General features: G+C 59.4%; 10 protein-coding genes and 3 pseudogenes. 4 read left to right on the plus strand and 9 right to left on the minus strand.

What is annotated here, in order from left to right:
• Positions 1–96: 96 nt before the first annotated feature.
• A pseudogene (locus tag RCH10_RS25970) lies at positions 97–898 on the plus strand (IS5 family transposase); the annotation flags it as partial.
• A 267-nt stretch (positions 899–1,165) separates the two neighbouring features.
• Here the strand turns inward: RCH10_RS25970 and RCH10_RS25975 are convergent.
• The 6 genes from RCH10_RS25975 to RCH10_RS26000 form a co-directional block, all read right to left on the minus strand.
• Positions 1,166–1,366 carry a hypothetical protein gene (locus RCH10_RS25975; protein WP_323500368.1) on the minus strand — a complete coding sequence of 67 codons (201 nt, stop codon included), beginning with the start codon at positions 1,364–1,366 and terminating at the stop codon, positions 1,166–1,168.
• Between the two features lie 110 nt (positions 1,367–1,476).
• Entirely contained in the window at positions 1,477–2,109 is a 633-nt protein-coding gene (locus tag RCH10_RS25980) for a LysE family translocator (RefSeq protein ID WP_409054622.1), read from the minus strand.
• Between the two features lie 19 nt (positions 2,110–2,128).
• Positions 2,129–3,109: a C-terminal binding protein gene (locus tag RCH10_RS25985; RefSeq protein WP_323500366.1), complete on the minus strand. Its 981-nt coding sequence runs from the start codon at positions 3,107–3,109 to the stop codon at positions 2,129–2,131.
• A 2-nt stretch (positions 3,110–3,111) separates the two neighbouring features.
• Entirely contained in the window at positions 3,112–3,822 is a 711-nt protein-coding gene (locus tag RCH10_RS25990; RefSeq protein WP_323500365.1) for a 2OG-Fe dioxygenase family protein, read from the minus strand.
• Positions 3,823–3,824: 2 nt separating this feature from the next.
• The gene (locus RCH10_RS25995; RefSeq protein ID WP_409054623.1) at positions 3,825–4,841 is read right to left on the minus strand and encodes a hypothetical protein; all 1,017 of its coding nucleotides are present in this window, start codon (positions 4,839–4,841) and stop codon (positions 3,825–3,827) included.
• 260 nt (positions 4,842–5,101) lie between these two features.
• Positions 5,102–6,187: an IS630 family transposase gene (locus tag RCH10_RS26000; RefSeq protein WP_409054624.1), complete on the minus strand. Its 1,086-nt coding sequence runs from the start codon at positions 6,185–6,187 to the stop codon at positions 5,102–5,104.
• Positions 6,188–7,239: 1,052 nt separating this feature from the next.
• Between RCH10_RS26000 and RCH10_RS26005 the strand changes: the two genes are divergently transcribed.
• Positions 7,240–8,871: a heme peroxidase family protein gene (locus RCH10_RS26005; RefSeq protein WP_323500363.1), complete on the plus strand. Its 1,632-nt coding sequence runs from the start codon at positions 7,240–7,242 to the stop codon at positions 8,869–8,871.
• A gap of 1,077 nt (positions 8,872–9,948) precedes the next feature.
• A pseudogene (locus RCH10_RS26010) lies at positions 9,949–10,427 on the plus strand (transposase); the annotation flags it as partial.
• A gap of 427 nt (positions 10,428–10,854) precedes the next feature.
• Here RCH10_RS26010 and RCH10_RS26015 read toward each other — a convergent pair.
• Both RCH10_RS26015 and RCH10_RS26020 read right to left on the minus strand, forming a co-directional pair.
• Positions 10,855–12,732, minus strand: coding sequence for an ATP-binding protein (locus RCH10_RS26015; RefSeq protein ID WP_323500362.1), 1,878 nt, complete (start codon positions 12,730–12,732; stop codon positions 10,855–10,857).
• Positions 12,733–12,785: 53 nt separating this feature from the next.
• A complete protein-coding gene (locus tag RCH10_RS26020; RefSeq protein ID WP_323500361.1) occupies positions 12,786–13,448 on the minus strand; it encodes a response regulator transcription factor in 663 nt (220 codons plus the stop codon).
• Positions 13,449–13,584: 136 nt separating this feature from the next.
• On the opposite strand from RCH10_RS26020, the gene RCH10_RS26025 reads away from it, so the two are divergent.
• On the plus strand, positions 13,585–14,202 hold the full coding sequence (locus RCH10_RS26025; RefSeq protein WP_323500360.1) for a CHAP domain-containing protein: 618 nt from the start codon (positions 13,585–13,587) through the stop codon (positions 14,200–14,202).
• A gap of 42 nt (positions 14,203–14,244) precedes the next feature.
• Here RCH10_RS26025 and RCH10_RS26030 read toward each other — a convergent pair.
• Positions 14,245–14,541: pseudogene (locus RCH10_RS26030) on the minus strand (transposase); the annotation flags it as partial.
• Positions 14,542–14,696: the final 155 nt, after the last annotated feature.

Genomic DNA, 14,696 nt, shown 5'->3' on the forward strand with positions numbered 1-14,696 from the left:
CTTAGCCCGGTTCAATACCGGTTGAGAAACACCGCCTGATCGGCGGGATCACAATGTCCAACTTCTGGGGGTCAGTTCAAAACCGGGGCGATTCATTGGTGCGTCGGCTTGTCGATTGAAGACACGGTATGGAACCACTCCGTCTTTAGCAAAAACCGCGACCGGATGATCGAACACGATGTTGTTCTTGAACTGTTCAATGCCACGGTGAATATGGTGAAGTCCAAGGACCTCTTGTCTGGAGAACACTTCAGCGTCGACGGCACGCAGATCAAGGCCTGGGCCGGCCACAAGAGCATGCGTCGCAAGGACGGCAGTGACGACGGGCGCGACCCCGAGGACTGGCGTGGTGAGCGGCGCAGCAACGACACCCACGAATCAAAGACCGATCCCGACTCGCAGCTCTACCGTAAGAGCAACGCGGCCCTGGCCTTGGCAAGCTTCCTGGGCCATGTGACGACTGGCAACCGCCATGGGTTGGTCGTCAATATGCAGACTACGAAGGCCACAGGAACGGCCGAGCGTGATGAGACGGCCTCGATGCTCGTGGAGATGGAAATTCGGGCGCGGCACATCACGGTCGTGAGCAGACAAGGCTTACGACATCAGGGGCTTCGTGCAGGCGTGCCGCGAAATTGAGGTCAGCCCGCACGTCGCAAAGAACCTCACACACAGCGGTGGAAGCGCCATCGATGGGCGAACCGCCCGGCACATCGGCTAGGAAATCAGTCAAAGCAAGAGAAAGTGCATCGAACAATGCTTTGGCTCGGCAAAGGTGGTCGGTCCGATACGCCAGGTGATGGTGCGAGGACTGGATAAGGTGAACTATGCATTCACCTTGACGATGACCGCCTACAACCTCACCAGGCTACGCAATCTCGCGGCGCTGGAAGGCTAAAGGGGCAGCAATCGACTGCAATGCGACTCGATCGGCGCACTTGCATCTAATAAGGTCGATAGGACGAAGTCGTAAGATTACAAAGTCGACAAACACGATGAACGCGCCTCGCTGTCGGTGAGACGCGTCTCGCAGTCGGAGAAACGCGTCTCGGCAATCTACCGATTTTTCAACAGCCTGCTAGTCATGGCAACCGGGCCTCGTTCAACCATTGGCTCTTCAACGGCCTGCTGATTCAACGGGGTGTTGAGCGTGCTGTAATTACAACTATCCCATCGAGTCGATACGGAGTTTTGCGTCTACTTCGGCTGCAATCAGAGCTTCTGATTCGCTGGCGATAGCGGGCGTGAGCATCGAGATTGGAAGATCGCGATCGATCTCGTAAAACCAGTGCCAGCCGCCGTCAACGAAACAGGTCTGGACAGCAATGCGCCGGCTTTTGTACTTGAAGTCTTTGGGCCGGGTCATCGTTATGTTTGCAGCGAGGCGCATTTGAAGCGCACGAACTGACTGACCCCGAACATCATTTTAGACTTCCCATGGCGCACGGATTGTGCCGACGCCTAGAACTTAAGGACTTACCAGATTAAAGCAACTGCAGCGAAAAAAAGCAGAACCGTGCCGGTCACGATGTTGATAGCTGCTTGAACCTTCACGTCCTCGATCTTTTGTTTCATTCTCGAGATGAAAAATGTCAGGAAGAAGAACCAGCTTGCGATGATCGACGCGTGAATCAGGACCAGCGAAAACCCCTCGAACACGGTGTTGCGGCCGGCGATGAACTGCGGGAAGGCGGCCAGATAGAACATCGACACCTTTGGGTTGAAGAGTTGGGTGATAAAGCCTTCCCTGAAGCTCTCGACCGACGACTTGGAAGACGAGACGGTTTTTCGCACAGCCTTCTCGCATAACTTGCCACGTAGAATACCCGCGCCGGACCACAGCATTTTCGTACCGATATACGCCAAGTACAGGCCGCCGATGCTTTTAACGACGAGGTAGAGGCGAGGACTCGAAAGTACGATCACCGAAATTCCGAAGAGCGACAGTGCTCCATGAAAAAAGGTGGCGCTGCACAGGCCGGCAATGTTGAACGTGGTGGTCTTTCGACCAAAGTTCGAGGCGTTGTTGATGATCAGCATCGTGTTGACGCCGGGCGAGAGCACCAGAAACAGCGCGATCAACGAGAAGGCAAGCAACCCGGTATTCATTTTTTTTCGACTCGACGGGTCAGTTGATCGTGTTTCTGAAAATGCCGTCATACAAAGCGAGACGGACGGTCTCATTGGCGTCCACCCGCTGTTCAATATGAGATTGGTCGGAGAAGTAAGCGTTGTGCGGATTGACCACCAGCCGGCCAGACAACCAGTCTTCATTGCGGCGCCACGCAGCGATCAGACGGTCATCGCCAGGGGGCTCGATCGGGAGGACATCGAGATAGACGCGGAACGCTCGGTTGGCACGCAGATGCACTGCGAGCGTATCAAGCGATTGCATGAGTTTGCCCCTACCGGTGTTGACCAGGATGGCATCAGGCTTCATGCAGGCCAGGAATTCGGCGTTGATCATTCCCACCGTCTCTTCAGTCAACGGGCAGTGCAGGGAAACGACGTCGCTGGAGCGCAGCAGCTCATCCAGCGTTCCTGCGTAGTTTACCCCGAGCGACTTCCAAAATCCTCGATCCACATAAGGGTCGAAGGCTGAAATGTTGAAGCCGAAGGCCTTCAACCTCAGAGCTGTGGCGACGCCGATTTTGCCCAGGCCGATTAGGCCGACGTTGCGGTCGCTCGAACGCCAGGTCGCAAGATTGTGTTCCTGCCATTCATCGCCATAGTGCCTGGCCAAGTTGTCGTGGCGTGTGACCCCCCGCACTCCGTTGAGGATCATGGCGCAGGCCGTATCGGCCACCTCTTCGGTGCAATACGACGGATTGTTGGCGAAACGGATGCCCGCGCGCCTCAATGCAGCGACATCGACCTGGTCGTAGCCAATTCCATAGCGCACAACAATTTTGCAGTTTTTCAGCCGGCGTGCGCTCAGCTCCGTGATTTGCGCGTGCCAGACCAGCAAAGCATCGAGCCCTGCAAGGTCAGAGTCTTTGAATTTGCGCTCGTTCAGCGAATTCAGAAAAACGAACTGAGCGCCTTTGCGTTCGAGTTCGAATTCGAACGAGCCCACTTCAAGGAGCCTGTCGGTAATACCAATTTTCATGATTAGCTCTCGCGGTTGTAGTCGATGACGAGCATGTCGCGGTGCCCGGCTTTGGAGGTAGTGGGGGTGATCTGCGAGACACCGTGGCGCAGCGCGCGGTCGTTGATCAAAAGGCCATCCATTCGATTTTTCAGAGTGACCGTCTTTAAAGTGTTTCCCTCGTCGTCGCTGAGGGTGCTGATGCCGCCCTGAATACCAACGCGGTTCATCAGATGCATGCTTATGAAATCGTGACCGTCGCAATGCATGCCTTCAGGCGTCGGTTGTCCGGTCAGGTCACTGCTACAACGAATCCGGAATTGGTGCACATACACTTTCCAGGCTGTCGCAGGACTTGTGACGCTACAGAGGATCGCTTGTAAGCAAGTTTTGATAATTTCCTGCAGGATCCTGTTTTGTCGAACCTTCGGCTCGACCGGAGCAAAGTCCCGCTTGCGGCCCCCTGCATACAGATTGATGGCGTGCGTCTGGTGGAAGACAAAATCATTCAACTCCTCGAATGTCATAGTCGATGAATCGACCGTGTATTTACAGAACCTGCGCTCTCGGTACGCGTCGCCTTCTTTCATGTAGTTGTCGGTGGCAAGACGGTCCCAGCTGCCGGTGAAGTCTTTCCAAGCATCGGGATGCTGTCGGTTGAGCGTCCATTCGTCGGCAGTCATGAACGAGAATTTCTGAGTTGTCAGTTCTCGCGCGGCTTTTTCGAGATTCATGGTCACACTATGCTGGGAACGCGCATGCTGCGGGCACGGGCGTACACCGTTCCTGACGATAGCGCTTGCAAACTCTTCCCTAAGGTATGGGCCAGCTTGATGTAGCCAGCCCATGAGCTTAGAAAACGGCTAACGCGCCGCCAATAGTCTGGATGACCAAAAGGGCTGGGCGGACTGAGTTGACAATTTGTGTTGGCAGGTTGCGCGAGGCTGCATGCACTTCGAGTTCTGACGTCATTGAAGTCGAATGTTGCGAAACCTATATCGCTTTGCTGCGCTGCAACGCAAGCAATAGTGTTTTTCAATGAACGTATTTCACACTTCCAGCGCAAGCCTGCCAGGGCGTGCCGTACTTGCGTGAGGCATCCAGTTTCTCGAGCTTCGCTGCAACGCAAAAAGCGCCATCGTTTTCGGAAATGCTGGTAAGCGCAGCGGTCTTGCTGGTCATCTCCCCAGTTGACATGCGCATCAGAACTTGATGCTCCAGCGGCGTAAGCTCCACACCCAGTCGTCCCTTGATGGCGCGCAGTATCTACCCTGCCGGTCCGGGAGTGATGTGAACGCGGCCCTGCATGGATTCGTCCAGCGTCCGGCGCGGACCGTCGGGTGTTGCGTGTCTCTCGATGAACCCGCCTGCGCCTCCCAGAATGCAGCGAGGCCATCAGCAGGCGCGCCGCGGGGAAATCAAGTTCGACCTGGGTGAGCTGCTCAAGGTTGCGCTGCAGGTTGGCGGTCACGTCGATGACAACAACATCCGGTGTGAAGGTCGCAGCCGCCCAGCTTCCCTTTCTAACGCAACGTTCGACATGATCGGCGCCAGCGTCCTCCAGTGCAGCGCATAGGGCCGCTTTGAGATCGGAGTCGTTGTCGGTGAAAACTATGGTGATTTGCGCAGTGCTCGACATGCCGCCATCGTTCGGCGTTTCCCGCCCCAGAACAATAGCGTGAATGCGGGATTCCCATTGGCTCTGCGCTGGACGCTCTCCAGCGAAAGACTGCTTTTCGCCGATCACCATCAAGCATGGCCCTCCTGACGGCAGCCGTTCGGCTTGTTACGGGGCGCGTCTGGACGCCCTTGTCAAGCGACATCAGGAACTGCCCCCTCATTGACTCATCCGATCTCCTACCGGGTGAGCTGAGCTTCATGCCTCACGTAATGTGCTCCTCGCTGAATGGTCCGACCGGAGCACCCCATCTGACGCGGCAAGTAAGCATGTCAACACGCAAGGCGCTGATCGACATAGTCAGTGCTAGTGTAGTGCGCTCTAAATCCTAATGCCTATTTGGAGGCTCGCGCCAGCGCCGCCTTGGCCCTCGTGACTTTGGCCAGGATGTCCGATGCTGTGGCCGTCCAGATGAAGGGCTTTGGGTTGGCGTTGTGATGCAGGATGTAGAGATCGATGGCGAGTTCTAGCTCAGCGACGCTGGCAAAGCTGTCGCGCCGGATGCGGTTCTCGGAGATGTCCCGAAAGAAGCGCTCCACCATGTTCAGCCACGAGGCGCTCGTGGGGGTGAAGTGCATGACAAAGCGCGGATGCCTGGCAAGCCAGGCCTGAACTTGCGGGTGTTTGTGGGTGCCGTAGTTGTCCACGATCAGGTGCAGCTCGAGGTGCCTGGGCGTCTGGCGCTGGATCAGGCGCAAGAAGTTCAGCCACTCTTCGTGCCGGTGCTGCGGCTGGCACAGGGAGATGACGGTGCCGTCGAGCGTGTTCATCGCCGCGAACAGCGTGGTCGTGCCGTGGCGCTTGTAGTCGTGAGTGACCATGCCGAAACGACCGCGCTTCATCGGCAGACCCGGCTGGGTGCGATCGAGCGCCTGGATCTGGCTTTTCTCGTCGCAACTGAGCACCAGCGCTCGCTCGGGCGGGTTCAGGTAGAGCCCCACCACGTCCAGCAACTTGTCCTCGAAGCGCGGGTCCCGCGACAGCTTGAAGGAGGTCTGCCGATGCGGCTTCAAGCCATTGCGGCTCCAGACGCGACGAATGCTCGTCGGGCCCAGCCCCAGCTGAGCCGCCAGCGTGCGCGTGCTCCAGTGCGTGGCCGAGATCGGCTTGTCGTGCAGCGTCTTGGCGAGGATCAGCGACTCGACTTCGGCGGTCACGCTGCTGACCGGGCGCCCGCAGCGGGGTGCATCCTGTTTGAGCGCATCGATCCCGCTCTCCAGAAATCGCCCCCGCCACAGCGCGACCTGAAGTCGGTTCAGCCCGACCTCAGCGGCAATGTCCTTGTTCTGCCAGCCCTTGGCAGCCAGCAAGGCGATCCTGGCGCGCTGCTGCGTTCGAGCCTCCACTCGCCCTTTGCGAGTCAGGTTCAGCAGCTCCCGTTCAACCTCCGCGTTAGACACAGGTTGAAGTTTACAAGAGATATGCTAATTAGAGCGCACTACAGTAGGTGCCGATCGAACGCCAAGAGCGAGCGCAATTCGATTCTCCATAAGTTTGTGGCGATCACCGGATACCTGACCTTACCCCTGGAATCCGTACCCGATATCCGAGCTCATGAGTTGGCTTGCTGTGGCTGATTTGAAAGCCACTCCTGCTCGAACTGCGTTGGGCCGAGAAATGCCAGTGTCGAGTGCAGCCGGTCGCGGCTGAACCAGAGCAGCCAGTCGATGGTTTCGCCCTTCGCCTCGCGCTGGGTCTTGAACCCTTTTGTCGTGCAGTCGCTTCGCCTTCAACGACCCGAACAACGACTCACTGCGAGGGTTGACGCTCTTATCTCAAGCGGCGCGTTCGGAGTCCGCCAAATCAGCGAGGATCAACGGGTCCAGCTCGCGAACGATGTAGCGCTTGAGGCAGCGATGGAATGTTGCGGCAGATCGAGGATTGACCGAAATGCCGGAATTTCGTTGATCCATGGGCCAGCATTGGAAATCATTGCCAGCATTGGGTTCCGAAGGTGACGGTATAGGTCAGCCCAATCTCGGCATCTGGGTCAAATATGAGCCGGCGCCAACAAGGCGAGGCCAAAATCGACTACGCGCAGCCGATTTCCTGAACTATCAACCACCCAAAGTCTCGCCTTAATGCGTCTTCTGCAACGGTGTAAGTCTCGATAAGTCAGACTAATTCTCCAGTCGCCGTACCTGAGTGGAAGCTGACTTCTAAGGCTAGCTTTCTGCTCCAAAGGCTTTGCTCAAATTTAGTCATGGATTAACGACTTATGCCATTTGCTAGATGTGCACCAATTGGCAGAAGGTCTACTCTCAGTGAAATCTTGTATCGGTGGCTATCCCGTTCAAGAGCGTGATCGAAGCGTTACTAACTCGTCCTTCCAAAGCAGACCTCTGTTCTGCTGATTCGACGCGAACGCGCCGATATCGCGTGACGTACAAGTTGATCGAAGAGTCATCTGCTCGCCCTGACCTTTTTGCTGAATTTGAAGGCGAGCACTCCACGACATTGCAAAGGAAATTCCATGAAAGCACCCTTGGTCGCCCGCCCTCACGGCGGCGTTCGCGGCGCCAACCTTTCGCGCAGTTCCCTTCTTTTTGAAGGTCCGTTCGGCAGGATGTTCCGGGCGGTGCCAGCGGCCGATTTTGGGGCCAGCGACGCGCATTCGCTGGCCGCTCTCAAGCAACTGGCAACCGCCATGACAGCAAAGGTCGATGCGGCAGATCCGAAAGATGGCCCGGACAGCGAAGAAAGTGGCATTCCGGCAGCCTTCACCTACTTCGGCCAGTTCATCGATCACGACCTCACGTTCGATCCGGCGAGCAGCTTGCAAAAGCAGAACGACCCCGACGCATTGCTGGATTTTCGGACACCTCGTTTCGATTTGGACAACCTGTACGGGCGCGGGCCGGACGACCAGCCTTACATGTATGGGCATGATGGAAGAACCTTCATCCTTGGCCTTGTTCTGACCGGAGCACCTCAGCTCAACAGCGGTGCGCATGACCTTCAGCGCAACACCGGCACGCCTGCGCGCGCGCTAATCGGTGACCCGCGTAATGACGAGAACGTGATCGTCTCGCAGTTCCAGGGGCTGATGCACCGTTTTCACAACCGGGTAGCCATGGACAACCCGACCTGGAGTTTTCCGAAGGTCCAGCAGGCCGTTCGCTTTCATTACCAGTGGGTACTTCTTCACGACTTCTTGCCGAAGATCATTGCGCCGGCCGTGCTGCAGGAGGTGCTGCCGATCGCGAATGACGGATCGCTGACTGTTAGCAGCAAGAACCTGCGCTATTACCATTCCCGTGACGCCGCCTACATGCCACTTGAGTTCTCGGCCGCGGCCTATCGCTTCGGGCATTCCATGATCCGACCGGGATACCGACTGAACGATGGCGTGCCACTGCAGCCGGACAAGACGCGCGACTCAGCCGATACGCTGCTGCCGATCTTCAAGCATGGCCTGCACGCCAGCGACCTGCGTGGCTTCCAGGCACCCCAGCCATCCTGGGCCATCGACTGGCGCCGATACATCGACCTCGAACCGATGGCGTACGGCGGCCCGATCGACGACCCGGACGTCGACAATTCCGGCAACCGCAATCGCCTTCAGCTGGCCTACAAACTCGACACCGCATTGGTGAACCCGTTGGGCGTCCTTCCTGCCTCGGTGGCAGTCGACCCGAGCGTTCTGGCGGCCCGAAACCTCGAGCGCGGCTGGCGCATGCGCCTCCCCAGTGGACAGGACGTGGCACGGGCGATGGGTCTGACGCCTCTGGATGACGGCGAGATCGCCATCGGGAAGTTCACCGGTGATCCGGCAGACTTCGTGGTGCCACCGGGTTCGTTTGCAACCTTCGCGGGGGGCGCTTTTGCAGACAACTGTCCGCTGTGGACCTACTGTCTGGCCGAGACTGTGGCGACAACGATGACTGTCAAGACGCTGGACGGCGACAAGCCGATCTCCACACGTCAACTCGGCCCGGTGGGCGGCCGTATCGTGGCGGAAACATTCCTGGGACTGTTACTGGCAGACTCCAGTTCGTATGTGAGTCTGAACCCCTTGTGGGCACCTTCCGTCTATGTCCAGAACGGAATTTTCGGTTTGCGTGAATTCATTGCTGCGGCATTGGGATACAAGATAGATGCTTGACAACTCGCGCTGCGTTCTCGTCTCTTGCCCGTTGGTGCTTACAATCGCTCTTAGCTGAACATCTTCGATCCCGTAGCGACGAACCATCTGCGCCAAAAACGAGTCGCCGGGTAGAGATGACGTAGAAATTGCCAAAGAAGCGACCACCTCGTCCCCAAGTCGCCTGTGGAATGCTGGACAGGAAATTCGTTTTGCGAGAGTCTCTCCTCTTGGCGCAAACGGGAAGCCTGACAAAACCTCGGAGTAAGTACACGTGCCAATCTCGTCGAACTGGCCTCCCTATTTGCTAGAAAGAGCAGCAACCCCGCGTCATGCCCTCGCGACTGTGCGATGCCAAGAGGTGTTACACAGCAGACCTTCGCATCCTACTTGCCGCCCCGGGTAAGCAATGTCCTCACTGCGGTCATGTACAGCGCAGTCATTCCCGAGTCCCCAAAGTAGTTGGCATCTGCCCCCTTGGCGAGAAAAAGCAGTATGGCGTCTGGAGCGAAGTCTGCCGCCTGAAGTGGCGGCGATCGCCGAATCCTCTATAGGTCAATCCAATGAGATGAGGATCTACGCCATCCACGAGCAAGGCCCGAGCGGTTTCGACTTGGGGCGGTCAGAGCTCATCCGGCGCCGACAGTGCAGGCTGTCAAGCACACGCTGGGCGCCTATCCCGAGCAGACGCTGGCCGATGCGGGCAACTGAATTAAGGCGGTGTTCCATACCCTTGCCGCGCGCACCAACCTGGTCGTGTCCACCGGGCGCATCCAGTAGTTCGGCGGTTCGGCCAGCCATTTGTGTCTGCGGCACGCGTCGCTGGCGACTTTATCTTCGCCAAAAAATGTATTGCTTTTTAGTAAGCGAAGGTAAGGTGATGTGCCGAATCGAAAAGCGGGAATTCAGCGACGTGGTTGTCGATGATTTTTCGTTGAAAGTGCCAGCCTTTTGACTCACCCGCAAAATCGCGCAACTGGCCGTGTCCCGCCTCGACGGCTCGGCAAACTATCGTTGCAGACTGTCGAGTTCGAGTGACCTTGCCCCCGAAAAACGCATCCCTTGCTGAGTGTTTCAATTCAAGCAAGGAGAACGGAAATGACGAAGACGGCAAGAGCGCGCTACACGCTCGAATTCAAGCAGGAGGCGGTGCGGCTGGTCGAGGGTGGTCAGAGCATCGCGGCGGCGGCACGCACTTTGGGGCTGGTCGAGTAAACCCTGTTCAACTGGGTCAAGGCCAAGCGGGAAGGTAAGCTCAGCGGGGCTGACAGCAAGGCCATGAGCGCCGAGCAGATGGAGATCAGCCGGCTGCGAGCTGAGCTGGCGCGCGTGAAGATGGAGCGCGACATCCTGGAAAAAGCGACGCCGTACTTCGCGAAAGCACAGCGGTGAAGTACGCCTTCATTTAACGCCAACACCCACGCCACCGACGCGTGTGGCCGATCTCGGTGCAATGCCGGGTGCTGCGAATCAGTTTGGCGGGATACCACGAGCACTTCGTGCGCAAGGCCAGCCAGAGCCACAGAGACGGGCAGCGCCGCCACCTGAGCGACAATGCTGTGCCGCCGCACACCAGGTTAACCAGCGACACCAAGGTAAAAAACACGTCGTGGATCACCAGGCTGCCATAGGCGGTCGCCGTCAGGTTTGCGATCACCCAGAAGCCCCAGGTCATCAGCGAAAGCGACTGGGCGCCATCGTGGCTGCGCCAGACCACCACGATTTGTGGGATGTAGGTGAAGACTTGCGCCGCGTTGGTCACCCACGTAAAGCCAGGCGATGCCGCCCGGAAGCCAGGCCGGGTTGGCGTGAAAGATGTCGAACACCATGTCATCGCGCCGCCATGCCGCACCGGACGCTCTGCAGCAAAAGACGAAATGGATCGATCTGCGACTTCATGAGATGCACTTTCAACAGGGTTGCACGCCGCGGCGACATGTGAAGCCACTGTAGAAATTAGCCGCTACGGCGCCTATGCCGCATGGGCGTCGCGGCATCGCGCGTTCACGGGATGTTTCGCTGCGGCTGGCCTACCGTTTTCATTGGCACCCGCAGCGATACGCGCGTGCCTTCGTGGCCGTGATGTACCGCCAATTCGCCCCCCAGCTGGGCTGCCCGCGCGCGCATGTTGCCTATGCCGCGGCCGGCGCCCATCGGCGTCGCGTCGTCGCATCCGTTGCCGTCGTCGACCACCTCCAGTTCGAGCATCCCGTCGGTCTGCTGCAGCCCAATGCGTACCTTGCCGGCGCGCGAGTGCTTGAGCACGTTGGTCAGCGCCTCCTGCGCGACGCGCAGCAATTGCAGCGACGCCTGCGACGACAGCTCAATCCCGCTGTCGGGCAAGTCGATGGTCCATGCCGTGCGGATGTGCGCCTCTTCGAGTTGCGCCTGCCATCGAAAAAGAAAGTTGCCGATGGCGGTGCGGAAGTCGTCGTTGTCAGGGGCCAGCGCGTCGAGCGCCAGCCGCATGTCGGCAATGCAATCGCGCAGTGTTTCAGCGACCTGCGATCGATCGATGTCGCCGCGCTCGACGCGCAGCAGCGAGGTGAAGAGCCGCGAGCCCAAGCCGTCGTGGATCTCTCGCATGATGAGCTGGCGTTCCTGCGACGCGGCGTGCTGCCGCTGCAGGGCCGACAGCCGGCTGAAGTTGTCCGCCAAATGTCGCTCGCGATCGGCCACGCGCGACTCGAGCGTGTGGTTCAGGTCTTCCAGCGCCGACAACGTGTGGATGAAGCGTGCAGTGAGCACGCCGCCCATGGCCAGCAGCAACAGGTTGGCTGCGTGATGCAGCAAGAAAATCCGCTGGCTGGCCCAGAGGGACCACAGCGGCGTGTCGATGCCGACATCCCACGACACCAGATAGTCAACCACGCCGGCGATCACCGCGATCACCAGCGCGAGCGGTATCACCGCGGCGGCCATCGTTCGCTGGCGCCAAACCGAACGCAGCGAAATGATGATGATGAATAACCCGACCGGAATGAGCCCTGCCGTCCAGTAGCGATTGACCACCGCTTCACCCGCCTGCCCGTGCAACGCGAGCCAGAGCGGCCCAGCAGCCCAGTACGACAGCAGGCCGCGCTCTGCCCAGACCCTCCGGATGCCGGCGAAGCGCAGCGCGAAAAGGGCCATCACCACGATGAAGCCGCCGGTCGCCGCCAGATAGGCGATGCGCCAAAGAAGCCATCGGTCGGCAGGCACGACCTCAATCACGAACGTGAGTGTGCGACTGCCCCAGAGCGCAGCCGCCAGCCCGAAGAGTCCGTACAACACCTCGCCGCGTCTGCGCCACCAGATGAAAAGCACGCAGCCCGACGCCAGCAGGCACACCAGCACGGTAATCTGCGGCATGGTCCGGGCCAAGAACAATCGGGCGTCGTAGCGCGGCATCAGTTGGACCTCCGGCCCGAGGTCGATGCGCGGGAGCCGGCGCGGCGTGGCCGCAGGCACTCCTGCCACGCGGATGTCCAATACGTTGCCGGCGAGCCGGAGCAGGTTGGCGGGCAGCACGATCAGATGCGGCCGCTCCCAGCGCACCCGTAGGGCATCGGAGCTTTCGGGGATCGCTCGAACAAACTCGCCGTTGAGCCACACCTGGCCGCCGTCATAGAGGTAAGGGAGGTACACGGCACATGTGGTGCCAGCGCCGATGCTGGTCCGATCGAACGCCACGCGGTACCAAGCCGCACCGTGCCCATCGAGACCATCGGAACTGGAATTGACCGGAAGCGCGGTGGAAACCCAGGGTCGATCCGCGGACGGCGGCGTCGTGTCGTCGGCCACCAGCATCAGCAGGCGATCGATCTGCCGCACCTGCGCCACTGCGCCCACGCCGGACAACAGGCAAGCCGCGACCGAACCGCAGGCGAGCAGGCGCACCATTCGAGTCACCGCCCGAAACGCCCGCAAGAAACGCACGACCTGCAAGACCAGAATCACAAAAGACCCATCTGGCTGGCTTCGTACACCGCCTCCCCGCGCGAGTGGACCGCCAGCTTGCGATAGATCTTCTTCACGTGCGCCACCACCGTGTGCGGCGAGATTCCGAGCAGTTCGCCGATGTTCTCGAAGGTCAGGCCCTTGGCGGTGAGCCGCAGCAACTCGGTTTCGCGGGCGCTCAATGGCGACGTCGGTGTGGCCGGTTCATCGGGACCGGTAACAGCGATGGGCTTCACCGCCAACCGAAAGCGCGCCAGCACGCGGCGCGCGATGCCGGGGCTGATCGGCGCGCCGCCCGCGTGCAGTTCGCGGATGCTTGTTGCAATGCGCTCGGCCGAGGCGTCTTTCAGCAGGTAGCCGCTGGCGCCGGCTTCGATCGAGGCCACTACATGATCGTCGTCGCCGAACATGGTGATGACCAGCACGTCGCACTGTGGATGCCGCAGCGCGGCATGGCGAATGACCTCGACGCCGCTGATGTCCGGCAGCCCGAGATCGACCAGCAGCACGTCGGGCCGCTCGAGGTCGAGCATGGCGATGCCTGCGGCACCGCTTGACACGGCGGCGACCAGGCCGAGCTCGGAATCGCTCAGAACGGCGGTTGAAAACCGCCGCGTGAATTCCGGTTCGTCTTCGACGATCAACACCCTGATGGCCATGCGCTTCCTTAATTCTTTCGCGAGCGGATGCGCATATTGTCTCGAATCGCGCGTGGGGCGGGCATAACGCGAAGGCGCTATCGCCAGCACGGGCGAGCGCAGCTATGGTTCGGCAAACTCAACCGGAATTCACCTCATGCAAAGTGTCGAGCAACTGCTGGCCCGCGCGTTGTCGATGGTCGGCGACGGCAGGCCCGGCTACGAACGCATCGTATATTGCGACGGCAAAGGCGGCTTCGATCCGGCTGCGGAGTCGCCCGCGCAGGACTTCGACGTCGCCACAAAGCTGGCGTCCGCGTCAGCTGAAGAGCGAGCCCAGTGGCAGCGCATTGCCAGCCATGCCGATATCGACCTGAATCAGCCGGGCCTGACACTGCCGGGCTGCGACTGTTCCGGCTTCGTCTGTTGGGCGCTCGACTTCACGCGCCAGCCGGCACCCACAGTCTGGATCAACACCGACAGCATCTGGGCCGACGCCAACGGTCACGCGACCCGATTCCGGAAACTGGCAAAGGCCGCGCCCGGCTGCCTAGTCGTCTACCCTAAGCCACGCAACGAAAAGTTCGGCCACGTCGGGATCGTGACCGCAGTCGATGCCGGCGGTGAAACAAGAACGATCGTCCATTGCTCGGCCAAGAACTTTATGGTGGCGCCATTCGAGTCCATCCTGAACAACGACACCGACGAGTTCAGGCGCCAGCCGCTGTCGATCTACACATGGAGCCGCGACGTGCAGGGACCGCCACGCGCCTAGCGTTGTGACCTTGCCCGTGCAATCCGTACCCCATAGCCGAACTCATGAATTGGCTTGCTGTGGCTGATTGGCAAGCCAGTCCTGCTCGAACTGCATCGGGCTGACGTAGGCCAGTGTCGAATGCAGCCGAGCGCGGTTGTACCAGAGCAGCCAGTCGATGGTTTCGTCCTTCGCCTCGCGTCTGGTCTTGAATCGCTTGCCGTGCAGTCGCTCCACCTTCAACGAGCCGAACAACGTCTCGCTGCATGCGTTGTCCCAGCAGTTTCCTTTGCGACTCATCGAGCCGGTGATGCCGTACTCCTGGAGTGCGTCCCTGAAGGCCTGGCTGGCGTACTGGGTGGATTCAATCGGTGGTCGCAACATCTCAACTATGGAGGTGTTGTATGGGAAGAGCAAAGAGGTGGATGCAAGAGCAGACTGGGCGACCGGCGATGCGTTCGCCAGGTCGCCCTGAGATCAATCAGCGGCTCATCAAGCGGGCATTCTGGGGGCGA

This window comes from Variovorax sp. GrIS 2.14, assembly GCF_046115955.1.
Taxonomy (GTDB): Bacteria; Pseudomonadota; Gammaproteobacteria; order Burkholderiales; family Burkholderiaceae_C; genus Variovorax.